The organism is Sorangium sp. So ce204 (genome assembly GCF_051526795.1).
In the GTDB taxonomy this organism is placed as follows: domain Bacteria; phylum Myxococcota_A; class Polyangia; order Polyangiales; family Polyangiaceae; genus Sorangium; species Sorangium cellulosum_B.
Genome location: NZ_CP150317.1, coordinates 3,860,293 through 3,884,862, shown reverse-complemented (window position 1 = coordinate 3,884,862; position 24,570 = coordinate 3,860,293). Strand labels below are relative to the sequence as shown.

The following is a 24,570-nucleotide window of genomic DNA, read 5'->3' as shown; positions in this document are numbered from 1 at the left end:
GGGAGGGCGGAGCGCGCAATGACCGTCAGCTCATGAGGGCGCGCTGGGCGCCCCAGGACATCTCGGTGGAACCCAAGACCTCTCTGCAGCGCGCCCCCGGCGCTCCGGTGCTCCCGGACACGCCCTTTCGGTTCATCATTCACTTCGTCGGTCGTTACCGCGCCTGGTATCTGGCGATGTTCGTGTTCGAGTCCGCCCACGCCTCGTGCGGGATCATGATCCCGTATGCCATCGGGCAGGTCATCCAGGGGGTGACGCAGGCGTCGGGCGCTGGCCGCGCCGTGCTGAGCGGACGGCTGCGCGACGCGCTGGCGCTGTTCGTCGCGCTCATCGCCGGCGAGTTCCTGTTCAGCCGGATCGCCGGCCTCTGCCAGATCCTCGTCGGGCCGTGGCAGCGCCAGAACGTGACCCGCAATCTGTACGCGTACCTCCAGCACCACTCCCATCGTTACTTCAGCAACAACTTCGCCGGGGCGCTCGCCCACCGGATCAGCGAGACGTCGATGGGGGTCTCGCAGACCCTGTGGGCCATCCTCTTCGACTTCTGGCCCATCGCCATCGTCTTCTCGGTCTCGATCGGGCTGCTCTACCGCGCTCACCCGGCGCTCGCCGCGGTCGTCTCGGCCTGGGCGGTGCTGTTCGTCGGCATCTCCTACTGGCTCGCGACCCGGTGTCAGCCCCACGCGGTGCGCGCCGCGTCCGCGCGGAGCGAGACCACAGGCAAGCTCGTCGACTCCGTCACGAACCTCACGAGCGCGCGGCTCTTCGCCCGGTTCGGCTTCGAGCGCGCGTACCTGGACGAGCAGCTCAAGCACGAGCTCAGCGCGGTGCGCAGATCGAACTGGTACTCCGAGCGCGTGCGCTGGTTCCAGTTCGCGTCCGCCGCGCTGCTCAAGGTGGGGACGCTCTACCAGTCGCTCAGGCTCTGGGAGCGCGGCGACATCGGCGTCGCCGAGTTCGTCATGGCGACGAGCCTGTCGCTCCTCATCATCAACGAGGCGCGCAACCTCAGCCGCCGCTTCCTCGAGTTCTTCGAGTTCGTCGGCAACGTCGCGAACGGGGTGAACACCATCGTCCGCTCCCACGAGCTCGTCGACCGCCCCGAGGCCGTCGCCCCGACGCTCGAGCGCGGCCGCATCGAGCTCCGGAACGTGACCTTCGGGTACACGCCCGATCAGCCGATCTTCGAGGGCCTCGACGTGATGATCCCGCGCGGCCAGCGCGTCGGGCTCGTCGGCTTCTCCGGCTCCGGCAAATCCACCTTCGTCAGCCTCATCCTGCGTCTCTACGACATCGACTCCGGTCACATCTTGATCGACGGCGTGGACATCCGAGACATGACGCAGGACGCGCTTCACGCGCAGCTCAGCCTGATCCCGCAGGACCCGAGCCTCTTCCACCGGACGCTCCTCGAGAACATCCGCTATGGCCGGCTGGACGCGACCGACGCAGAGGTGGTCGAGGCCGCGCGGAAGGCGCACGCGCACGAGTTCATCGTGCAGATGAAGGACCAGTACCACTCCATGGTCGGCGAGCGCGGGGTCAAGCTCTCGGGCGGCCAGCGGCAGCGCATCGCCATCGCGCGGGTCATCCTGAAGGACGCGCCGATCCTCCTCCTCGACGAGGCGACCTCGAGCCTCGACTCGATCACCGAGCAGGCCATCCAGGACACGCTGGACGACGTCATGAAGGGGAAGACGGTGCTCGTCGTCGCCCATCGCCTCTCGACCGTCGTGCACCTCGACCGCATCCTGGTGTTCGACGGCGGCCGGATCATCGAGGACGGCACGCACGCCGAGCTGCTCGCGCGAAACGGGGCCTACAAGCGGCTCTGGAGCAAACAGTCGGACGGATTTCTGCCGGAGAGCGCCGCCGAGGCGCCTGCGTCGATGGGGGCGCCGCCGGCCCGCGGCCACGAAGCACCGCGGCTCCAGCCGGCGGCTGACCGCGCCGACGAGCTCCCGCGGGGAGCTCCGCTGAAAGCGTGGGAGGCGCCGCTCGCCTGAGCGGCCGCGAGATCGAGCAGGCCGCGGGCACTCGCGCTCACCGAGCTCAGGCCGAGGCCGGCTCCTCGAGGCCAGCTTTCCCCGACGCGAAGGCGCTCAGGACTGGAGCGCGCCGGCGCCGGAGAGGCGCGCTTACCGGAAGCTCCACGGCTGCGGCTGACCCATGCGGGCGCGGAGGCCCTCCTCCCAGCGGACGAGCCGCGGCGTGAGCCACGCCGTGCCCACGGCCAGGGCGACGCCGGCGACGACGTCGACCGCGTAGTGCCAGCGGAGGAGCATGGTGGAGACGATGATGTTCATGGAGAAGAACGCGGCCACCACGGCGAGCCAGAAGAGGCGCCGGTCGGTGCGGGCGCGGTGGAACGTGTACAGGGCGAACCAGAGCGGCGCGGCCGTGTGCAGGGAGGGAAACACGTCCTTCATCGCGCCTCCGGCCTGCACGACGCTGCTCACGCAGCCCCAGAAGAAGCCGCCGTCCAGCGGCCCCTGATAGAGGTGGCTCAGCGCCTGGATGGGGCCGTACGCAGGGACCGCCATGTAACCGAGCTGGCCAACACAGTAGACGATCGTGGAGCCGACCGCGTACTCCGTCGTCCCCCGGCCTGGGCGGGCGACCCATACCGCCAGCACCATCGAGAGGAAACAGATCAAGAAGTAGCTGAAATAGAAGAACGAGAACCACTCCACGATCGGGCGCGTGTTGAAGCGCTCCATCCAGAGCGCCGGCTCGACGCGGAAGAGGAGGAGATCGAGGTGGAGGAGCTGCGCGTCGACGCTATCGCTCCGGACCGCCGGCAAGAGGGTCCGGAGCGACAGATAGTTGAGTAGGAAGGCGCCGACGAGCGAGAGTCGGTAAAGGACGCTCCGCAGCAAGGGCGCCAGGAACGTCGCGCGGCGCACGAGCACGCAGACGGACACCAGGGCGGCGATGCCCGCCAGATTGCGGTTCATGCACTGCGCTCGCAGCTCCGTCGGCGGCGCGCCAAGCAGGAAGATCGTCGTCAAGGCGAGATAGCCGATGAGGATCGCGTCGTGGAGAGCGAACACGCCGACCAGGCCGCGCAGAGCGTCCTTCAACAGCGCGCCTTCGGGCTCGACGTCGACCAGCCCGCCGGAGCCGGCGACCTCATCGCAGTCCGTCGTGAGCCTCTCTTGCATTCGGGGATGTTCCAGGGATGGCATGGTGCGCTTGGGCTGATGACGCCGGGCCGCTCTCTATCACGTGTTCGCGCGTGGCGTCACCGTGACATCGGTGACGCTCCAGCGACCGGGAGGCGACAGGCGGAGCAACTCGGGGGCCACACGGATGTCGAGTTTTCGACGGGCTGCTTCGCGCCGCTTGACAGCGGTAGGGGCCTCCACGCCCCCGGCATGGCGCTCGTGCGACAGCCCAACCGCCGCCTCGGCGGACCGCGCGCGTGCGAACGCGGCGACGCAGCGGCGCAGGGTCTACGCGTCACCACGACGCTGTCGCGTCCCAGGTTGGGTTGCCGGGCGCCGGACGCGCAGAATCTGCGCGACGGCGGCGCCCTGGATTCGCGGGACGGCTGCGCCCACAACGCCGGTGGGGGATCGGTGATGGCGATCGAGAACGCGCGCCGTCAAGCACGCTGGGCTCCGGAGCTCATCCTCGCGGCGGCCCGGCGGCCGTGACGTCGGCGACGTCGCGAGCGCTGGAGTCGTCCACACGAGAGGGCGCCGTGGATTTCGACCGCGCGGCGCGGACGAGGCGCGATGGCCCGCGCGCTCACGACCGGTGGGGCAGTCTGCCGCGCGGCGGGGCGTCCGCTGGAACGCCGGTCTCGGCCGGGCTGAGCGGCGCTGGACGCAACGCGACGGGATCGGCGCTCCGCACGTCGGCGCAGAAACCGCGTCTTCCCCGGGCGCGCGCGGAGGATCGCGGTCACCTCACCCTGCTGGAGCGCACCCGGGACGCTCCCGAGCGCTCACGAGAATCCACGGAGGCCCCCGTTGGATCCGCGCCGATGACGTCGCGTGGCGATGGATCCCTCTTCATGGCACTCACGTTGCAATCCCCCGGAGGAGCCGACATCGTTCAGCGACGATCCCACAGGGCACCACGCCTGGGTCACCCCGTGAGGGCGCTGAAGCGATGCGCCCCGACACCAAGGAGACGACTCATGGCACAGCAACACGGTCAGAGCAGCAGTCGTGGGTTCGCCGCGATGGACCAGAAGCAGCAACGCGCGATCGCGAGCATGGGCGGCAAGGCCGCGCACGAGAAGGGCACGGCCCACGAGTTCAGCTCCGAGGAGGCCCGCGCGGCCGGCCGCAAGGGCGGCGCGAGCGTGAGCCAGAATCGCGAGCACATGGCCGCGATCGGCCGCAAGGGCGGCGCGGCCGTGAGCCAGAACCGCGGACACATGGCGCAGATCGGCCGCAAGGGCGGCGAGTCGCGCGGCGACGGACAGAGCGGCGCGCCGGGGGAGAGCGAGCGCGAGGACGAGCAGGGCAGCAGCGCCGCACAGCACGCCGACGCCGTCGGGCCGCGCCACGAGACGAACTGAGCAGCGCTGCGGCACATCGCCGCCGGTGATCGGGCGCGCGGGGGTGCCTGCGCGCCCGGTCGTCCGTCACGGCGACAGGGTGACGAGGAAGACGTCGCCGTTGCTGCGATCGCCCACAGGCGCGCTGTGCTCGACGGCGGGGAGGCCGCCGCCGAGCTCGATCCGCTCGCCGTGGAAGAGGCCAGCGGCAACGGTGTTCCCGCTGCCGGTGACGGCCTGGGCCGTCGAGAAGCAGAAGACCCCATCGCGGTAGACGTCGGACCAGAGCTCCTCGGAGAAGTCCGGACTGAGCTTCGCGACGAACGCGTCGCCCGACTCGGGCGGCACGATTTCCACGGGCGCCCCGCCGAGCTCGAGCGCCTCGGTGAAGTAACCGCTCAGCACGTGGTTGCCCCAGGGGTCCTGCGAGAAGCCCCAGACGAACTCGTCGCCCGCGGACGGGAGCCCACGGGCGGCGAGCGGCTCACCGGTCTCTGCGTCGAGCCGGGCCAGGTAGAGGTCGTAATCCCCGACGGCGGCGCGCTCGATGTCCGTGGGCCCGACGCGGAACGGAGCGCTGTAGTTGCCGAGGATGACCGGATGGCCGTCGAGCCCGAGGCTGATGAACTTGGCGAACTGCTCGCCGGCGGCGCCCAGCGACCGGCCCCAGACGAGGCTGCCCGATGCGAGATCGAACCGCAGGACGAGCCCATCGATGCCGTGGATCGGCTCGTCGTCGCGCGAGCCGTCGACGGCGCTCTCCACGACGTGGCCGTCGATCTCGAGCTTTCCGCCGAAGGCGCCGGCCGCGTAGAGGGCCGACCCGCCGACCGCGATGCTGCGGAAGCGCTGCCAGCTCTCCGCGGACCCGAACCGCCGGCTCCAGAGGTGGCCGCCGCCGGCGTCGAGCTTCGCGACGACGACGTTGGGACCGCCGCTCCCCTCGAGCGCGGTCCCGGGCGCCTCGCTGAAATTGATGCTGCCGTCGACCATGCCGAGGACGATGATCTCGCCCGCCTCGGTGACGGCCACGGCCGTGGCGCCCTGGTCGAGCTCGCCGCCAAAGCGCTTGCTGAAGAGGTGGTTGCCGTCGCCGTCGAGCTTGGCGACGAAGAGGTCCTTCCCACCGGCGCTCACGAGCTCCGTGCTCGCGTCCGCGCCGAAGTTGAGGGTTCCCTCGAACTCCCCGGCGATGACGACGTTGCCGATCGAATCCGTGGCCACCGCGAACGCGACCTGATCGGACTTGCCCCCGAAACGCCTGCTCCAGACGTGGCCTCCCGCCGCGTCGAGCTTCACGACGAAGAGGTCGAGACCACCGTCGCTCGCGAGGGCGTCCGCCTCGCCACCGAAGTTGATCGCCGTCTCGAAGCCGCCGACCAGGACGACGTTGTCGTGCGGATCCGCCGCGATCGCCTCGATTCGCTCGTTCTTCGCCTCGCCGGCGCCGAGCCCCCACAGGGCATCTCCGAGGAACGCCGGAGGCTCGCCGCCGCCACTGCCGCCCGCGCCGCCACTGCCGCCCGCGCCCCCCACTCCACCTGATGCACCGGCGCCCGCTTCGCCACCTTGCCCCCCCGCGCCTCCGACTCCACCGCTGCCACCGGCGCCTCCGACTCCACCGCTGCCACCGGCGCCTCCGACTCCACCGCTGCCACCGGCGCCTCCGACCCCGCCTTGCCCCCCGGCCCCCCCTTCACCGCCTTGCCCGCCGCCGCCTCCGGCCCCGCCCTGCCCGGCGACGCCGCCTTCGCCGCCTTGCCCGCCGCCGCCTCCGACGCCGCTCGTCGACGAGGTGACGCCGTCCTCAGGCTCCGAGTCGCAGCCGTTGCAGCCCAGGGGAAGTCCCATGCTCGTCAGAAGAGCAATCCGAGCCACGTTCGTCACGAAGTGCGCTTTCATCCATCCTCCATGTGTCGACGAAGAGCCCGAGCCGCGGGCGCTCGGTGGAGCCAAGGCCGGTCCGGCACCCCCTCGCTGTGGGCTGTCGAACGTCCTCAATCTGCTGTGTCGTGGACGTCAAGTACGCGTGCGCGCGGATCGAATCAAGCAGCTGTCGCGGCGAATTCGTGGCAACGATCGGCTATCCCTGGATCCGCCGGTAACGACGCGTCCCGCCTGGACGGCGCGCCTCGCCTGGACGGGGCTCCCCGCTGACCAACCGTTCTCTTGCACACGGCCCGCGATGGCCTCGGACGCGCGCCGCGCGCGTCGCAGGTTTGCTTCATCGTGGCAGAATGCCCCACCGCGAGCCCCGCGGCACGTCCACCATACAAGCCGCGCCGGGCTTCGGTGGGCGCGGTACGCGATCTGCATCATCCCGCGAGTCGCGCGCGAACGAAGAGCGCCGCCGGCGCGCGTCCCCCCGCGCGCGCCGGCGGCGCGGCGGCCATGGAGACCGCATCCAGGGCCTCTGGCGCGGCGGATCATCACGCCTCCCGGACGGCGGACCCCACGACCGATCACCGAGACGAAGCGCCGGGCCAAAGCGCTCGGCGTCCAGACGCGGAGCGCCTATGACGGAGCGAGCCTACGACAAGAACACCGCCTGGACCCACGCCGTCATCCCTCCGATGACCCCCCTCGCGACCGACCACGAGGCGGACGTGTGCGTCGTCGGCGCGGGGATCGCCGGGCTGACGACGGCGTATCTCCTCGCGAAGGCCGGCAAACGCGTCGTCGTCCTCGACAACGGCGCCATCGGCGGGGGCGAGTCCGGGCTCACCACCGCGCACATCACGCACGCGCTCGACCGGCGCTGGGCCTCGCTCGCGAAGCTGCACGGCAAAGGCCGCCTGCGCCTCGCCGCAAGGAGCCACACGGCGGCCATCGAGACGATCGAGCGGATCGTCGCGGAAGAGCAGATCGACTGCGACTTCCGGCGCGTCCACGGCTATCTCTTCACAGCCCCGGGATCGCCCCCGGCCACCCTCCGGGACGAGATCGAGGCCGCGCACCGCGCCGGGCTCGGCTCGACCCATTACGTCGACCGCGCGCCGCTGCTCGATTTCGATACGGGGCCCGCGGTCCGCTTCCCCGATCAGGCGCAGTTCCATATCCGCAGGTACCTCGCGGGGCTCGCGCGGGCGATCGAGCGCGACGGCGGCAGGCTCTACACACTCGCGCACGTGGTCGACGTCGACGAGGACACCGTGCCTCACGGGGTGGTCGTCAAGACGGCGCGCGGGCACCGGGTGATCGCCAGCGAGGCCGTGCTCGCCACGAACTCCCCCTTCCTTCCGCGCATCGCCGTGCACCTGAAGCAAGCGGGTTACCGGACCTACGTCGTCGGCCTGCGCATTCCGCGGGGCGCCGTCCCACCGGGGCTCTACTGGGACACGGCCGAGCCGTTCCATTACGTCCGCCTCGCCAACATCAACGGCGCGGACGACCCGGACGAGGTGCTCCTCGTGGGAGGAGAGGACCACAAGACCGGACAGGCCAGCGACGCGGATCAGCGCCACGCGCGGCTCGAGGCGTGGGCGAGAGAGCGCTTCACGCAGGCCGGCGAGGTGCTGCACCGCTGGTCCGGCGAGGTGATGGAGACGGTCGACGGCCTCGCGTACATCGGTCGCATCAAGAAGGGATCGAGGATCCTCATCTCCACGGGCGACTGTGGCAACGGCATGACGCACGGGACGATCGCGGGCCTCGTGATCTCCGACCTCGTGCAGGGCCGCGAGAGCCGGATGGCGTCGCTCTTCGATCCCACCCGCGTCAACCTGAGCCTGGCCGCCGTTTCCGAGTACGCGAAGGAGAACCTCAATGTCGCGTGCCAGTACGCCTCGTGGCTCGGCAAGGGCGATGTCCCTGACGTGGCGCAGATCGCGCCCGGCGCCGGCGCCGTCGTGCGCAGGGGCCTGAAGAAGCTCGCCGTCTACCGCGATCCGCAAGGGCAGATCCACGAGATGTCGGCCATGTGTACCCACCTCGGCGGCGTGGTCTCGTGGAACTCCGCGGAGCGCAGCTGGGACTGTCGCTGTCACGGCGCACGCTTCGACGCCATGGGCCGCGTCCTCCGAGGCCCGGCGACGGCCGATCTCACGCCGATCGCGCCGAGCGAGGCGCCTCTCGGCGCCGGAGGATCGGTCTCGCCGCCGAGGGAGCGGGAGGGGGTCGCCGGCCAGCCGGCGGCCGTGCCCTTGCCCCAGAGTCGCCCGGCCACGTGAACGGAGCGAGTCGCGAGCGCCAACAACCGATGAGCGCAATGGGCGTGGATCGACGTGATCGACGCGATCGACGCCATACGCGATGCGCATGCCATGTCCCCATGAGCACGATGCGCGCGCGCTGGCGTAGTTGACCCCCGCGCGAGCGGCGTGCGATCATGATCGAGTAGTCCGGGGCTGTCCCGGACGGCTTGGTGATGAGATGAAATTGTTGCGCCCCCGTGCCTCCCGCGCCGCAGGCATAGCCCTGGCTGTCCTCTCGGTCGCCGGGTCGCTTCCGGCGCGGGCCGAGCCCTCGGCGGCCGATCGGCAGACCGCGCGGACGCTCCTCATCGAGGGGCGCAAGAAGCGCGACGCGGGGGACGTCGCCGGCGCCCGCGATGATTTCCAGGCGGCCCATGCGCTCGTGCGCGCCCCAACGACGGGGCTCGATCTCGCGCGCGCCGACGAGGCGCTCGGTCTCCTGATCGAGGCCCGGGAGACGGCCTACGAGGTCGTCCACCTGCCCCTCGGGAGCGACGAGCCGCCGGTGTTCACGCAGGCGCGGGCGGCCGCCGCGGCGATGGTCGAGCAGCTCGAGGCGCGCATCCCGTCGCTCCAGCTCCGGATCGAGGGCCCGGCGCTGGACCAGCTCGAGGCGCGCGTGGACGGCCAGCCGATCCCCCGCGCGGCGCTCCCCTACCCGCGCAAGCTCAACCCCGGTCGCCACGAGGTGGTGGTGACGGCGCCTGGCTTCCAGACGGCGCGGCGGGAGGTCACGCTGAAGCAGGCGGAGCGCGCGCCGGTGGAGGTCCGCATCCGCCTCGTACCGGGGCAGTCGACCGCGCCGAAGGCAGGCGCCGCCGCAGGTGGGAGCATGGGCGCAGACGTGGGCGGAGGTCAGCTACCGCCCGCGGACGCGCCGGCGGAGCCCCGCGCGCCCGTGCCGCTGTGGGCATGGACGGCGGGCGGCGTGGGGCTCGCGGCGCTTGCGGGGAGCGCGGTGTTCGCTGCCGACCACATGGCCGCGCGGGCTCGGGTCGAGGACGAGTGCCCCGGGTCCGTCTGCGATCGGGGCGTCCACGACTTCGAGAGCATGGAGGCGCTCCGGGCGCGGTGGAACCGCAGCCTGGGGCTGTCGGTGACGCTCGGCGCGGTCGGCCTCGCGGGCGTGGGCGCGGCGCTGGGCGGCATCCTCCTGCGGCCCATGGCGGGCGGCGAGCAGGCGTCGTCGCTCGTGCCGATCGCGACGCCCACAACACAGGGCGTGGTGTGGCAGGGGGTGTTCTGATGAGGGTACGGCGGTTCTACCCGGCGACAGCCGGCGCACCCGGCGTCGTGATGGTCGGCGCTGCGGCGCTCGGCGCTGCGGTGCTCGGCTGCGCGCCCGAGCTCAGCCTGTCGACCCCTGTGGGGGCCGGCGGCGAGGGCGGCGGCGCGCCGCAGTCGGGCGGCGAGGTGCAGTGGGCGCGCGCGCTCGGGGGCGACGGGGAGCGTGCAGGGGCGAGCGTGGCCGTCGCCGACGACCGCACCGCGGCGCTCCTTGGCAGGCTCACGAAGGCGGAGGACGTGGCCCTCGACGACGAGAGCGTGACCCCGATCGGCGAGGAGAACGTCTTCTGGGCGCGGCTCTCGGCGAGCGACGGGTCGGGGCTCGGGCTGAAGCGCTTCGGTGCGTTCGATCCGCAGACGGTGAACGCGCTGGTGCCGGACGGGAACGAGGGTCTCCTGGTCGCGGGCGAGTTCTCCGGCACGCTGGAGTTCGGCGGCGAGCCGCGGACGAGCGCCGGCGGGCGAGACGGCTACGTCGCGAGGCTCGACGCGGCGGGGCAGGAGCTGTGGCTGCAGCCGCTCGGGGGCATCGGCTTCCAGGCGGCGACGAGCGTCGCGGCGGCGCCGGATCGCCTCGTCGTGGCCGGCCGCTTCTCGGGCGCGCTGCACGTCGGCAAGAACCGGCTCGAGAGCGCCGGAGGCAGCGACGTGTTCCTGGCGAGCTTCAACGACGACGGCGTGCTGCTCTGGAGCCAGCGGTTCGGCGACGGCTTCGATCAGCAGGCCCGCGCCGTGGCGATGGACGCGCGCGGCAACGCGATCGTGATCGGAGATTTCGCCGGCACGCTCGATCTGGGCGGCGATCCGCTGGAGAGCGCCGGGGATTTCGACGTGTTCGTGGCGAGCTTCGGCCCGTTCGGCGGGCACCAGTGGAGCAAGCGCTTCGGCGACGCGGGGCCGCAGCGGGCCAGGGCGGTCGCGGTGGACGGGGCGGGCAACGTGATCGTGGGCGGGGAGTTCGGCGCGACGATCGATCTCGGCGGGGGCCCTCGGGCGGCCGGGGAGCACCAGGCGGTGTTCGTGGCCAAGCTCGATCCGGAGGGCGAGCACATCTATAGCCGGGTGATCGGCGAGGACGGCGCGTCGCTGGGGCAGCTCCTCGTCGACGGCGCGGGGGACGTGGTCGTCGCGGGGGGGTTCCGCGGAGACACGACGCTGGCGGACGGGTCGGTGACGAGCGCGGGGGACGACGACGTGTTCGTCGCCAAGCTCGATCCGGAGGGCGGCTACCGGTGGAGCCACCGCTTCGGCGGCGCTGGCGCGGACCGGGCGACGGGCGTGGCCATCGATCGCGACAGGCAGGTCTACGTGACCGGCGCGTTCACCGGGAGGGTGACGTTCGGGGAAAAGCGGATCGAGGGAGGCGAGGGCACGGACGTGTTCGTGACCAAGCTGTCGCCATGAAGGCCATGAAGGATGGAGGCGCGATGAAACGTGCGGGGACGAGGGGCGTGCGGTCGCGCGGGCGACGGTTCTCTGTGGGGCTCGTGGCGGGCCTGTTCGGGCTGATCCTGCCAGCGACCGGCTGGGCGGAGGACCCCGACACCGATCTGGATGGGGTCGTGGATCCCCTGGACAACTGCGTGCAGACCCAGAATCCGGACCAGGCGGATGCCGATAGCGATGCACTCGGCGATGCGTGCGACAACTGCCCGTCCGCTGCCAATCGGGATCAGCGGGATTCGGATTCCGACGGCGTCGGCGACGCGTGCGACAACTGTCCTGTCGCGATGAACGCGGACCAGTCGGATGCGGAGGAGGACGGCACCGGCGACGCCTGTGACGACGATGACGACGACGACGGTGTCCTGGATGCCGACGACAACTGTCCTTTCACGGCGAACGACGATCAGGTGGACTCCGATCGAGACGGCACCGGCGACGTCTGTCAGGCCGGGGACGACGACGGCGACGGCATCGACAACGACGTCGACAACTGCCCCGACGTCCCGAACTCGCTCCAGCAGGACAGAGACGACGACAAGATCGGCGATCTCTGCGACAACTGCCCTGCCGCGCGCAACCCGAACCAGGAGGACAGCGACGGCAACGGCATCGGCGACTTCTGCGAGCCCGACATCGACGCCGACGGCGACGGGCTGCGCAACGCAGAGGACAACTGTCCTGTGGATCAGAACCCTGGCCAGGAGAACGCGGACGGGGACAGCCTCGGGGACGCCTGCGATCCCGACAGCGACGACGACGGCGTGGTCGACGTGGAGGACAACTGCGCCGTCGTGCCCAATCTGTTCCAGGAAGATACGGACGGCGACGGCACCGGCGATGCCTGCGAGGACGACGACGACAACGACGGCGTCGTGGACGCAGAGGACGACTGCCCGCACGTGCCCAACCAGGATCAGGCCGACGGCGACGGGGACGGCCGCGGCGACGCCTGCGACCTCGGGGCCGACGTCGACGGCGACCGCGACGGCATACCGGACGAGACGGACAACTGCCCGCACGTGCCGAACCCCGACCAGACGGACGCCGACGGCAACGACGTGGGCAACGCTTGCGAGGACGTGGACGGAGATGGCCTGAGCGACGCGGCGGACAACTGCGACGAGGAGCACAACCCCGATCAGGCCGACAGCGACGGCGACGGTCAGGGCGACGCGTGCGAGGAAGACGACGACAACGACGGCGTCCCGGACGAGCAGGACAACTGCCCCTCCGTCCCCAACGCGGATCAGGCCGACAACGACGAGGACGATCAAGGCGACGCCTGCGACGTCGATGACGCGGACGACGACAACGACGGCGTCCCGGACGGCGACGACAACTGCCCGCTCGCGGCCAACGCGGATCAGGGGGATGGCGACGCCGACGGGGTCGGCGACGCCTGCGACGACAGCGGCGGCGCGGGCAGCGGCGGCGGGTCCACGGAGCCGGAGGTCTCGTCCGGGCTCGTCTGCGCGATGCAGCGAGGCGAGCGCGGCGGCGCGCTCGTCGGCCTCGTGGGGCTCCTCGCCGGCGCGCTGGGCCTGGGCGCCCGCAGGCGGCGCGATCACGCGGCGTGACCGCCGCTGCGCGCGGCCCTCGCGCAGCGGCCACGCGATCCCATGAGAGCGACGAGCGTGCCCGCTCGGTTGCCAGCTGAAAGAGAAGAGACAACTGCGAGCACAACGTGGGTTATCACCCCACGACCCCACGCCGGTTTCACGATGGCTCCGCGTTTTTTTCGCGACGGGTCATTTTTCTGAGCCGTGACCTGACCGCGGCGGAACTGCTCCGGATGAACGCGCCGGTAGTCCCGCTCCGCAGCGCGCGCTGCGGACGGGAGCGCCTGAGCCACCTCTGGAGACACCATGCGCCTAGCTCTCTCTCTCTCGTTGGTGACCGCCCTGTTTGGACTCACCCTCAGCGCCGGCTGTAGCGACAGCACCGTTGACGGCGCCGCCCCGTCCGGCGGCGCGGGAGGAGGCGACGCCGCGAGCGGCGGCGGCAGCGCGAGCGGCGGCGGCAGCGCGAGCGGCGGCGGCAGCGCGAGCGGCGGCGGCAGCGCGAGCGGCGGAGGGGCCGGCACCGGCGCTGCGGGCGGAGGCATGGCGACCCCGACGAGCATCGTCGAGTGCCAGGGCAAGACGTACGCGTGCGGGGATCTCGTCGACAACGACGACGATGGGCTCCTCGACGCGCAGGATCCGGACTGCCTCGGCCCGTGCGACAACACCGAGGGCAGCTACTACGGCGGGATCCCCGGCCAGGCGGGGCCGGCGTGCACCGTCGACTGTTATTTCGACCAGGACTCCGGCTCCGGCAACGACGATTGCCACTGGAACCACAAGTGCGATGAGCACGAGGTCGCGCCCGGGTTTCACCCGGAGTCCAGCAACGGGACGATGTGCGCCTATGACAGCGGGGCCTCGACGCCGGGCGCCGACGGCAAGAGCTGCAGCGATCTCAACGACGAGCAGTCCGATACGTGCCATAGGACCTGCGGTCCGCTCACGCCGAACGGCTGCGACTGCTTCGGCTGCTGCGAGCTCCCGGCGGGCGGCGGCAAGTACGTCTGGCTCGGCTCCGACGCCGATGGCACCGGTGAAGGCTCCTGCTCGCGCGGCAACGAGTCCGACCCGACCCGCTGCGAGCCCTGCACGCCCGTGGATGCTTGCCTGAACGAGTGCGGCCGCTGCGAGCTGTGCCTTGGCAAGGACACGCTGCCAGACGACTGCTTCGAGTCCGGCACCGGCGCCGGGGGTGGCGGAGCTGGTGGCGGAGCCGCGACAGGCGGCGGCGGAGACGCGACCGGCAGCGGCGGCGGGCCCACCGGCGAGCCCCAAGGCCAGTGCGCGGCGGGGATCCAGCCGTGCGGGCTCTCCGGCCAGGAGCCTTGTGCCGCAGGCTACTACTGCATCACCGGCTGCTGCCAGGTCATCTTGAACTAGCCCTACGCTTTCCCGGGTTCTCCCTGGATTCGAGGACAGGGATTGAACCATGAAAGACACAGAAGAACCGGAGGGAGGTGTTCCCCCTGCTCGGTGCCCGCCGCGCCTGCGTGATTCACTGTCCCTGCTCGGAGCGACGACAGGATCGCGGGCCGCGGCGCTGGCCGCTCACGAGCTGAGAAGCTGAGCTTGCAGCGACGAGACGTGGTTTGAAAGGAGACGAGTCGATGGTGATGCGCTCGATGTCTGTTGGGATGCTGTGCGCCTTGATGGGGATGGGATGCGGCGGCGACGACGAGGGTCAGCCGCAGAGCTGCTCGGTGGCCGCGCAGACAGGGTGCGCCGCCTCGCAGGTGTGCGAGGAGGTGGAGGGCGCCGAGCCCGCTTGCTTCGAGCCGGTGATCCTGAGGGGGCGCGTCTACGACTCGCTCGACGACAAGGCCATCGCGGGCGCGCGCGTGCTCGCCCGGGATCCGAGCGACGCGGTGATCTCCCGGGTGGCGGTCACCGGGGCCGACGGGACGTATGAGCTCGTCGTGCCCGCGCGGCGCGACGCGAGCGGCGCTCCGATCGAGGTCGACATCACGCTGCGCGCCGACGCGCAGGCGTACGAGACGTTCCCGAAGGCGCCGCGGGTCGCGCTGCCCATCGACCTCTCCACCGCGGCGGGCAAGCCGCCCGCGATCGAGTCGGCGGCGACGGAGATCTCGCTGTTGCCGCTCTCGGACAGCGAGGGGCTCGGTTCCATCTCCGGGGTCGTCCACGCCGACCAGCCCGGCGGGGCGCTGCTGGTCGCGGGCGGCGCCACCGGCGCGGCCGATCTCGACGGCAGCTACACCATCTACAACGTGGCCGCGGGCGACGTCACGGTGAAGGGTTATGCCGCCGACCTCGCGCTCGACACGGCGAGCGCGACGGTCAGCGCCGGCAAGGAGACGACGGGCGTGGATCTCCACGCGACCGGAGACGCCACGGCGGTGGTGAGCGGCAAGGTCGAGATCGTGAATGCTCCAGGGGGGAGCGCGACCTCGGTCATCCTCGTCGTGGCCGATACCTTTGACGAGGCGGCCGCGCGCGGCGAGGCCCCGCGAGGGCTCCGGCAAGGCAACGTCACCGGAGAGTTCTCGATCGCCGGCGTGCCCGATGGCGATTACGTGGTCCTCGCCGCCTTCGAGGACGACGCGCTCGTGCGGGATCCTGACACGTCGATTGGCGGGACCGAGATCGTGCGCATCACGGTCTCCGGCCAGGATCTGCCCGTCGCGGAGTCGTTCAAGGTGACGGGCGCGCTCGCCGTGGTCTCGCCCGGCGCGAGCACGCTGGAGGAGGTCAGCGGGACACCGACGTTCGTCTTCGAGGACGACTCCAGCGAAGATCTGTACGAGGTACGGTTGTTCGACGCGCTCGGCGCCAAGATCTGGGAGGACCTGGAGGTGCCCAGGGTGTCGGGGAGCGAGAACGTCTCCGTCGAGTACGACGGTCCCGCGCTGATCCCGGGGATGATCTACCAGTTCAGGACCACCTCGAAGAAGGACGGCGCGCCCATCTCGCAGACCGAGGATCTGAAGGGGGTCTTCGTCTACAGGTGATCGAGGGGCGCGCGGGCGCCGCCGTCAGCAGCGACGGCGGCGGGCGCGGCGCGCGCTGCCGAGCGCCACGAGGACGCCGCACAGCGCGAGCGCGCGGGCCGCTCCTGACGCGCGCTCGGTCTCACCGCCGATGACGGCATACGCGCAGCTGACGCCCAAACAACAGCAGCAGTGGACCGGGGGCGCTCCTCCCTCGGATTGGCCCCCTCCCCCTTCCCCACCCCCACCCGCCGCATCTCGGCCACCGCCGACCCCTGTGCCGCCCGCCCCGCCGGCATCGGTGGAGCAATCGCCGCCCGCGCCGTCGCCCCTGCCTCCGGCGCCCTCGGCCGGTCCTCCGGCGTCGCCGCCACCGCCTGCGCCGCTGCCGCCTGCGCCGCCGCCGCCAGCTCCGTTGTCGCCTGCGCCGCTGCCGCCCACGCCGCTGCCGCCCACGCCTGCTGCGATCCCTCCGCCGTCGTCGCCTCCGCCCCCTCCCGCGGTGGCGCTGTTCGGCGTGTTCCGGCAGCCAAAGAAGGGATGGCATTCGTCCGTGGTCGTCGGATCCCCGTCGTCGCAGTCGAGCGGGATGTCGTTCAGACAGAGTCCCTGGAAGCACACCTCGCTGCCATTGCAGACATCGAAATCATCGCAGCTGGCGCCGTCCGGCAGGCTCACGTCCGCGGGACAGCTCCCTGCGCCGTCGCAATACTCCCCGGGATCGCACAGCGAGGTCGCGATGCGGCAGATCGTGGTCGGCGGCTCGGCCGTGCACAGAGCCGAGCAGCAATCCCCGTTGCGCAGGTTGCCGTCGTCGCACTGCTCGCCGAGCCCGAGCTCGCCATCGCCGCAGACGGCGGGCCTCACCGTGAGCACCGTCGGATCGGCCGCGCCGGCGAACAGGGGCTCGTCGGTCATCGCGCTCGACTCGTTGACGCCGTCCGAGTCCGCGTCGAAGAAGAGCGTACCCTGGTTCGTGATGACGAGTCCATCGGTCAGGGGACGCAGGATCGCTTCCATCGTGAGCACCACCCACTCCCCCGGCTCGACCTCGCCGTCCCAGCCCACCGTGTTGGTGGCGGGATCGGCCGAGACCGCGCCCTTGTCCGCGGACGCGCCTTCCAGCAGGAGCTCGGGCGGGAGCACGTCCACGAACTCGAACCCTGCGTTGTCGTGCTGCACGCGCCCCCCCGTGTTGCTGATGAGCGCCGTATAGGCGAGATCCTCGCGGGGGATGCGCTCGCCGAGGACCGTGAGATAGCCGATCAAGCGCGCCGGCACGGAGACGTCGATGCGCACGCCGCTCTCGTTGTTTTCCGGCGCTGGATCGTGCTCGCTCGAGCTCACCTTCGCCGTGCTCTCGATCTCCTCGTCGACCGTGGGCGGCGGGAGCGTGGGCGCGACCATGGTGACCGCGATCGACGAGCTCTCCCGTGCGGCGAGCGAGGCGCGCCGGCACACGAGCTCTCCGCCGGCCAGCTCGCACGTCCAGCCGGTCCCCGAGGCGCTGGCGAGGCTCGCCCCGGCGGGCAGCACGGACGACACGACGACGTCGCTCGCATCGCCCGGCCCCTCGTTGGCGACGTCGATCGTCATCGTGAGCTGCGCGCCCGGCGATACAGGATCCGGCGCGGCCGTCTGGGTGATGGCCAGATCCGCCCCGCAGGCGCCGGACACGATCGGCGCCGCCGCGAACACGATGTTGTCGACCGCGACGCCGCACGGCCCGGGGCGCCCGATATCCGTGCAGACCCGGCTGTCGTCCTGCGTGTAGTCGAAGCGGAGCCTCACGGTCCGCCCGCGCAGCCCCGCGCCAGGGAAGCGGATCGACACGCGCTTTCTCCCGCTGGAGCTGCCGGACCATACCGCGTTATCCTCCAGGTAGTCCGGGTCGTCGCGGGCTGGAAGGTGCTTTGGGAAGTGGTGGCTCCCGCCGGTGACGATCCGCTCTGCGAACGCCTCCGCGAGCACCGCCCGGGGCGCGGCGCCGGCCGTGAGATCCTCCACGCGCAGCGTCAGACCGTCGAACGCCTGGATGAGCTTTTGCGGATCGTCCTCCAGCTCGTAGGTGAGATCGAAGTCGAGCGTGACGTGGGAGTTTCCGGAGCTCTCCGGGATGGTCACGGCGGGCGACACCAGCGCGACGAGCGACGTCGCCGCCTCCTCGTCGTGAGATGCCGCGTTGTTTCCGGGCGTCAGCGTCTGCGCGACGGTCCACGGCGAGGCGGAGGCCGTCCCGCCGGCGCGCACCGACTGCCAGCCGGAGGGCAGCGCTGGCGCGCTCGCTGCGTCGAAATCCTCGCGGAGGAGGACCTCCGCGGCGCCCGGCGAGCCCGTCTCGAGCTGGATCGGCAGCTCGATGGTGCCCTGAGCCGAGCTCACCGTGAGCGTCAGATCGATCGGCGTTCCCGGAACGAAGTCCCGGGCCGTCCTGAGGACGAACGGCGCGTCGCCGGCGACGGTGCGAAGGGGCCCGATATCCGGGTAGAGCGCGCTCGCCCTCACGAGGGTCACGGAGGGCGTCTCCGTCGACAGCGCGGCGGTGATCCGGGAGACGGTCGTCCTGCCGGAGATCGGGTTGGCGAGGTAGTTCTCGAGGTAGACGCCGACGTCGACGAGCTCCCCCGGATCGACGCGCTCGTTCGCGAGGGCGCCGCACGCGGTGTCCGCGATCCGGGCGCCGGCCGCGCGCAGCGGCGGGACGCGGGCGAGCTCGTCGAGGATGTCGAGGTGGACGTTGGGCGCGATCAGGGAGGTCGACGACGGCTGCCCCTCGTCGAACCGCGGCGGGGTGGCCGTCATGCTGAAGACGCTGTAGAGCTCACCGGCGAGCGCGACGCCGCCGATGCGGTCGCCGAGGTTCTGCCGGGAGGCGTCGTTGCCGTGGCCCGCGTGAAAGGGGCGGTCCGAGATCGGCGCCGGCGGGCTGAAGGAGGCGCCTTGATCGCTCGACGCGGTGTGGAGGATCTCGGTCAGGTCGCCCGAGCTGTCGACATCCTGGTCGTAGTAGACGACGTGCGCGGTGCCGGTCGTTCGGTCGACGGCCACGAAGGGGAAGAACTGGGCCCGATCGCGCCCTGGATTGCTGTTGAGGAGGACGGCGGGGCCTGCGGTGCACTGCTCCGTGAAGGAGCGCAGGGCGATGTCCCCTGTGCCGTGGGCGCCGCTCCGCTGGTAGACGACGTAGACCTGCCGCGTGGCCTGGTCGACGTCGATCGACGGGGCGCTCCTTCCGTGGTCGACGCCGAGGATCTGGTCTTCCGTGGGGTAGCTGGCCTCGTCGAGGAGGGTGAGCGGCTCCCAGGTGAGGCCTCCGTCGGTCGACCGGCGGCAACCGAGGTTGCGCAGCGAGGTCCCCGGCTCGATGGCGCGAAAGACGGCGTAGACGACCGAGTCCCTGTCGGTCGCGCCTGGGAGGATGCGCGCGCTCGGCCCGTCGAGATCGCCGCCGGCGGGCGCCTGCGCGATCGTGGCCGCGGGCGACCAGGTCTGGCCGAGATCGTCGGAGTGGCTGTAGAGGATCCTCGGAGGCGCTCCGTCGCGCTGAACCCAGGTAACGGAGAGGCGCCCTGTCGCCGGGTTGACGTCGATGGAGGCCTGCTCGGCGCTCTCCCCCGCGACGAACGCGGGGGTCACCTCGACCGGCGCGGACCACGAGGAGCCGGCCGTGCCGCTGCCGGGGTTCGAGGCATGGAGGCAGAGGCCCTGGAGGCCATCGGCGGGGCGAACGTAGGTGGAGGAGCTGACGAACACGTCGCGGGTCGGATCGTGGACGACGCGCGGGGCGCCGAGCACCTGGCCGCCGGCGACCGAGGGCAGCACCCCCGCGCCGCTCGGACCGGGGACCTCCGCGAAGGATCTCCCGCCGTCGGCGGAGCGCGCAACGCCGGACAGGCTGATCGGATGCGCGAGGGCGCCGCGCGGATCGGTGTAAGTCGCGACGAGGATGCTCGCGTCCGCGTTGGCGGCGATCGCGGCCTGGTGCTGAGCGCCCAGCGCATCGACCGCGTGCACGGTGCGGTCGGCGCTCGCGACGGCCGCGAGCCGAGCTGCGCCGAGCGCCTCCGGTTCGTCGCTGCCACAACCGGCGCCGGCGGTGAGGAGCCCCCCGCTGAGCAACCAAGCGACCGTGCGTCGCGCGCGCATAACACCTCCGAAAGGAGATAGATGCCGCGAGCTCGCAGGACGTGCCGATTTCCCCGACATTGCGGGGCCTGTCCGGCGAACGGGCGCGATGTGCTGGGGTCGGTCTCTCACGACGCCAGCGCAAGCCCCGCGCCACGCGAGGGATGCGCCCGGCGCGAAGGCGCGCGTCGACGCGCTTTCCCTTTCTTCCCGGCCGGCGAGCCGTGTGCCAGGAAGCCGGTGCGTCGGGCGCGGAGCGTCCTGCGAGCGCCCTCGGGCCGGCAGGCGCCTGGACGGACGGCTCAGGCGCGGCGCCCGGGGTCGCCGCGGTCGCGGCTCGCCTGGGAGGCGGGCGGCTCGGGTGGACGGGCGGGGAGCACGAGGTCCGCGAGACGGCGTGCCGCGGCGAAGGCCACCTCCGCATCTCCGACGGGGCCCTCACCCGGGTTGGCGAGGCCCTCACCCGCGGAACCCTCACCCAGGTTGGGATCGGGATCCTCACCCGCGGGATCCTCACCCGGGTTGAGTGCGAGTGCGAGTGGGAGTGGGGGTGGGAGTGGTGGGGGGGTACCACCCGGGACTCCACTCATACTGGAATAAGCCAGAACCGAAGGAGTTTCCCCGGACGAAACCTCACCCAGGTTGGCGCGCCCGCTCAGCGCGAGCATCGCGATGCCATGGAGGCCCGCGAAGAGCACGTAGGTATCCTCCTCCGGCCGCCTGCTGCCGAGATGGCGCAAGAGCTCGACGAATGAGCTCCAAAGAGGGCGCGCGAGCCGCAGGCGCCCCTGTTCGCGCAGGCGGGCGCGGTCGAAGCGGCGCTCAGCCATCAGCCAGTACAGGTCCGGATGGCACAGCGCAAACTCGACGTACCCGACGGCAAGCGACCGCGCATCGGCGCCAGCGCGCGCCCGCGCGTCGAGGCGCTCCGCGAGCCGCCGCCACCCGAGGCCATCGACGCGAATGAGGAATCCGTCGAGCGAGCCGAAGTGGTGATACAGCACCATCGTCGTCTGGCCCAGGAATGCGGCGATCTTGCGGGCCGTCAGATCGTCCCGCGTCAGCCGTCCCTCGCAGAGCGCCATGAACACGCGCTCCACCGGCTCATCGGCACCCATCACACCCATGCCCACCATCCTGCCACGTCCGCGCCTCGCCCGTTGACGCCACCAGGATAACATTGTTATCCTTGGTCATGGGATGGCTGCTTCGCAACGCAACGTCGGTCTCCGGGGCGCAGCGCGGGGGCCGCTGGCTGGTAGGGTTGGCGCTTGCGGGGGCGTGCACGTCGCGACCGCCGACGGCGGACGACGCGCCTGCAGGGCCGTACGCGGTCGTGGACGGGTGGCCGCGTGTCCCTGACGGGATGGTGTTCGGCCCAGCGCTTGATGTGGCGGTTGACGCGCGAGGGCGCGTGCTGGTGAGCCATGCGGCCGGGCGCACGTCAGGGAACGACACGCCGATCCGCGAACCCACGATCTTGGTCTTCGATCCAGAGACGGGCGAGCTGCTCGACGCGTGGGGCGAAGGGCTGTTCTTCTATCCGCACGGGATCGAGGTGGATCGCAACGACTTCGTCTGGGTGACGGACTCCGAGCAGAACCGGGTGTTCAAGCTGACGGCGGAGGGGGATGTGGTCATGACCCTCGGCGAGGCGCCATGAAGGGCATCGGTGTGTGGATCCTCGTCCTGCTGGCGGATATCGGGTGCGCGACGAGCCCCGAGCAGCTCGACCGGCCCACCAACGTGGCCTTCGGCCTGGACGGCGACATCTACGTGGCCGACGGCTACAACCATGCGCGGATCGCGCGCTTCTCCGAGGACGGCAGGTTCGTCATGGAGTGGGGTGAGAAGGGCTTCGGGCCGGGGCAACTCGACACGCCTCACGGCATCGTCACCGACGATGAGGGGCGCGTCTACGTGGCGGACCGGGAGAACGCGCGTGTTCAGGTCTTCAGCGCGAACGGCCACTACCTGGCGCAGTGGAAGAGCGCAGCGCTGGGGCGACCGTGGGCGATCGCCTTCGGACCCGACGGGCACATCTACGTTGTAGACGGAGGCGATCAGGATCCAGAGCGGCCGCGGGGGCATGTGCTGCGGATGAGCCTCGACGGGAAGATCGTGGACCGGTGGAGCACATCGGGGGACGGTCCCGGGGAGATCGACTGGGGACACGGGATCGCCGTTGGGCACGACGGCAGCGTCTACGTCACCAGCCTGAGGGGTCGCGGCGTGCAGAAGTTCCGGAGGACGAAGTGAGAAGGAGAGCGCGCGGGCTCGCGCTCACAGTCACCGTGGTTGCCTCGGTCGGGGCGGCGCCGAGCTGGGCACAGACGACGGGGGACATTCCGTCGCGACCAGGCGGCCGCGGTCACGTTGCGCTGTACGGCATTTTTACAGCATCGCCGCAGAGCCGGGCCGTGGCTACGATTCATGTCGCGCCGCAGGTGGCGGCTGGCGTTCGCCTGAACAGCTGGCTGCTCGCAACCACGGACGTCACGTCGGCCTGGACTACGTTTCGGATCGAGGGCGAGGCGCGGCGCTCGTCGTTTCGCTTCGGAAATCCGTTCGTGACCGTGCAGGGGGCGCTTATCGAGGAGCGAAACCGCTCGATCTATGCCGGGGTCGGGGTTGCACCGCCGGTGACGACGTTCCCTGGCACCATCCCGAAGAATACGGAGGCCGAGTACAACTACGCGGTAGCTACGGCGGCCCGCGGATTCGCGGATTACTGGATGTGGGCACCGAACGCGATCCCGATCGCGCTGTTGCTCCGCAGCCGGGCGGAGCTGTCCATGCCGGTGATCGTTGGCGCTGAGCTGGATCCAGCCGTGCTCGTTTCCGTGAACTCCAACCCGTCGCGGCTGGCGGTCCTGGCCGCCGCTCACGCGGGCTTGCGGATGGGTCCGCTGACACCCGGAGTGCGAGTGCAGATGCTCGCGCAGTCGGCGCCGCTCGCCGGGCGAGATTTCTCACAATGGGCAGCAATCTTGTATACGAACATCGAAATTGAGCCGGTGTTCTTCGTGCGCTCCCAGGTTGCCGTCAACCTGGATGCGCCATCCGGGCTGGCCGGGCAGCGAGGGGCGACTACGTGGGGGGTATCGCTGGGAGGCGGCGTCCACCTTTAGAATTGTTGAGCTATTTCTTTGGTTCTGTTACCGGCCCACGATGCATCGCCAGCATCTCCTCCATGGCCTTCGCAGCAGCCGCCGCCTGCCTACCGAGCCACATTGCGACGTCGCGCTCGTCGCGGCGATGTCGCGCTCGACTGACGTTGCGCTCCGCACACGCTCTGCTCTGCCCTCCGACCTGATCACTGGGTGGCGCAGGTGGCGAAGAGGATGACGGCCGCCACCTCCTCGATCACCCAAATCCTCAAAGATCAGCCGATTTCGAGTCTGGCACGGCGCTTGATATACCCGTCAGGCATGAGCCAGCCTCGTGCGATCGTCCCCGGCGCTACGTATCTTCTCACCCGCCGTGTGCTGCGAAGGCATTTTCTCTTCCGCCCCGATTCCGCGATCACACGGCTCGTGATCTATACCCTGGCGGTCTCTGCCCATCGCTATGGCATCCTCGTACACGCCCTTTGCGTGATGTCCACGCACATTCATATCGTTGTCACAGACACACATGGTGAACTCCCACGATTTTTGCAGAGATTCCATCGGCTTGTCGCTCTCGGGACCAAGATCTTGCGCGCGTGGGAGGGGCCGGTGTGGGACGATCGAGCAACGAGCGTGGTACGGCTAGCAACACGGGACGCTCTGGTGGACAAGATCGCTTACACCCTCGCAAATCCGGTCGCTGCTGGTCTCGTACCGCATGCACATGAGTGGCCAGGAGCCAAGGTGCTCGTCGGCGACATCGGCTGCGGGGTGCTGCGCGCCCAACGCCCTGAAATATACTTCAATCCACAGAACCCCGAATGGCCAACCGACGTAGCACTTGCGATCACGCTTCCACCGTCGATCAGCGATTCCAATGCCGACAAATTTCGTCGCGAGATCACAGGACGGATCGAGCTGCACGAGAGACAGGCTCACGCTTCCCTACAGCGACAAAGGCTTGGCTTCCTCGGGGCTGCGCGCGCGAGAAACATTTCTCCGTACAAGCGAGCAACGAGCATCGAACCAATTCGCGATCTAAATCCAACATTCGCAGTCGGCCGCCGGCAGGCAGACGCAAAGAACGCCGCCATCGCGGCCGTCCAAGCCTTTCGCATCGCATACCGATATTCGATCAATCAATGGCGTGCAGGTGTGCGCAGCGTAACTTTCCCTGCGGGCACGTGGTGGATGCGCGTGTTCCACGGGGTCACCGTCAACGACGGCGAGCCTGCGGCCGCATAGACGCAGGACCAGCACATTGTCGACACGATTAAATTAAGATCGGAAACCGGGAGTATCAGTTCGCCCGTCGCACAACACGATCGACGCCTGGATACAGCGTTGCTGCAGGGGACGGGAGGGACCAAGCGCTCGATCTCC

Annotated in this window: 17 protein-coding genes; 13 read left to right on the top strand and 4 right to left on the bottom strand. The window is 70.5% G+C overall.

Annotated elements, in window-relative coordinates; translation table 11 throughout:
• The first annotated feature begins 32 nt into the window (after nt 1-32).
• Nucleotides 33-2,006 (top strand): ABC transporter ATP-binding protein, encoded by a 1,974-nt coding sequence (locus WMF22_RS14605; protein ID WP_438036116.1) that lies wholly within the window; start codon nt 33-35, stop codon nt 2,004-2,006.
• Between the two features lie 132 nt (nt 2,007-2,138).
• On the opposite strand, the gene WMF22_RS14600 is transcribed toward WMF22_RS14605, so the two are convergent.
• Nucleotides 2,139-3,164: a phosphatase PAP2 family protein gene (locus WMF22_RS14600; RefSeq protein ID WP_438036115.1), complete on the bottom strand. Its 1,026-nt coding sequence runs from the start codon at nt 3,162-3,164 to the stop codon at nt 2,139-2,141.
• A gap of 213 nt (nt 3,165-3,377) precedes the next feature.
• On the opposite strand from WMF22_RS14600, the gene WMF22_RS14595 reads away from it, so the two are divergent.
• Entirely contained in the window at nt 3,378-3,659 is a 282-nt protein-coding gene (locus tag WMF22_RS14595; protein WP_438036114.1) for a hypothetical protein, read from the top strand.
• 488 nt (nt 3,660-4,147) lie between these two features.
• Nucleotides 4,148-4,534, top strand: coding sequence for a KGG domain-containing protein (locus WMF22_RS14590; RefSeq protein WP_437299688.1), 387 nt, complete (start codon nt 4,148-4,150; stop codon nt 4,532-4,534).
• Nucleotides 4,535-4,600: 66 nt separating this feature from the next.
• On the opposite strand, the gene WMF22_RS14585 is transcribed toward WMF22_RS14590, so the two are convergent.
• A complete protein-coding gene (locus tag WMF22_RS14585; protein WP_438036113.1) occupies nt 4,601-6,415 on the bottom strand; it encodes a PE-PGRS family protein in 1,815 nt (604 codons plus the stop codon).
• Nucleotides 6,416-7,029: 614 nt separating this feature from the next.
• Between WMF22_RS14585 and WMF22_RS14580 the strand changes: the two genes are divergently transcribed.
• The 6 genes from WMF22_RS14580 to WMF22_RS14555 all read left to right on the top strand — a co-directional run bounded on the left by WMF22_RS14580 (nt 7,030) and on the right by WMF22_RS14555 (nt 15,973).
• Complete coding sequence (locus tag WMF22_RS14580) at nt 7,030-8,682, top strand: FAD-dependent oxidoreductase (protein WP_438036112.1); 1,653 nt, start codon at nt 7,030-7,032, stop codon at nt 8,680-8,682.
• A gap of 202 nt (nt 8,683-8,884) precedes the next feature.
• Entirely contained in the window at nt 8,885-9,952 is a 1,068-nt protein-coding gene (locus WMF22_RS14575; protein ID WP_438036111.1) for a PEGA domain-containing protein, read from the top strand.
• Nucleotides 9,952-11,397, top strand: coding sequence for an SBBP repeat-containing protein (locus WMF22_RS14570; RefSeq protein ID WP_437299684.1), 1,446 nt, complete (start codon nt 9,952-9,954; stop codon nt 11,395-11,397). Before WMF22_RS14575 ends, WMF22_RS14570 begins: the two co-directional genes overlap by 1 nt.
• Before the next feature lie 23 nt (nt 11,398-11,420).
• A complete protein-coding gene (locus WMF22_RS14565; protein WP_438036110.1) occupies nt 11,421-13,016 on the top strand; it encodes a thrombospondin type 3 repeat-containing protein in 1,596 nt (531 codons plus the stop codon).
• A gap of 288 nt (nt 13,017-13,304) precedes the next feature.
• The gene (locus WMF22_RS14560; protein ID WP_437299682.1) at nt 13,305-14,384 is read left to right on the top strand and encodes a hypothetical protein; all 1,080 of its coding nucleotides are present in this window, start codon (nt 13,305-13,307) and stop codon (nt 14,382-14,384) included.
• Nucleotides 14,385-14,611: 227 nt separating this feature from the next.
• The gene (locus tag WMF22_RS14555) at nt 14,612-15,973 is read left to right on the top strand and encodes a hypothetical protein (RefSeq protein WP_438036109.1); all 1,362 of its coding nucleotides are present in this window, start codon (nt 14,612-14,614) and stop codon (nt 15,971-15,973) included.
• A 24-nt stretch (nt 15,974-15,997) separates the two neighbouring features.
• Here WMF22_RS14555 and WMF22_RS14550 read toward each other — a convergent pair whose 3' ends face one another.
• Nucleotides 15,998-20,098, bottom strand: coding sequence for a hypothetical protein (locus WMF22_RS14550; RefSeq protein WP_438036108.1), 4,101 nt, complete (start codon nt 20,096-20,098; stop codon nt 15,998-16,000).
• 281 nt (nt 20,099-20,379) lie between these two features.
• On the bottom strand, nt 20,380-21,204 hold the full coding sequence (locus WMF22_RS14545; RefSeq protein WP_438036107.1) for a TetR/AcrR family transcriptional regulator: 825 nt from the start codon (nt 21,202-21,204) through the stop codon (nt 20,380-20,382).
• A 287-nt stretch (nt 21,205-21,491) separates the two neighbouring features.
• On the opposite strand from WMF22_RS14545, the gene WMF22_RS14540 reads away from it, so the two are divergent.
• The 4 genes from WMF22_RS14540 (at nt 21,492) to WMF22_RS14525 (ending at nt 24,432) form a co-directional block, all read left to right on the top strand.
• Complete coding sequence (locus WMF22_RS14540; RefSeq protein ID WP_438036106.1) at nt 21,492-21,740, top strand: hypothetical protein; 249 nt, start codon at nt 21,492-21,494, stop codon at nt 21,738-21,740.
• On the top strand, nt 21,737-22,336 hold the full coding sequence (locus WMF22_RS14535) for a 6-bladed beta-propeller (RefSeq protein ID WP_438036105.1): 600 nt from the start codon (nt 21,737-21,739) through the stop codon (nt 22,334-22,336). The genes WMF22_RS14540 and WMF22_RS14535 overlap by 4 nt, the downstream gene beginning before the upstream one ends.
• Nucleotides 22,337-22,497: 161 nt before the next feature.
• Nucleotides 22,498-23,208, top strand: a complete 711-nt coding sequence (locus tag WMF22_RS14530; RefSeq protein ID WP_438036104.1) for a hypothetical protein — start codon at nt 22,498-22,500, stop codon at nt 23,206-23,208.
• A 300-nt stretch (nt 23,209-23,508) separates the two neighbouring features.
• Nucleotides 23,509-24,432, top strand: a complete 924-nt coding sequence (locus WMF22_RS14525; protein WP_438037257.1) for a transposase — start codon at nt 23,509-23,511, stop codon at nt 24,430-24,432.
• Nucleotides 24,433-24,570: the final 138 nt, after the last annotated feature.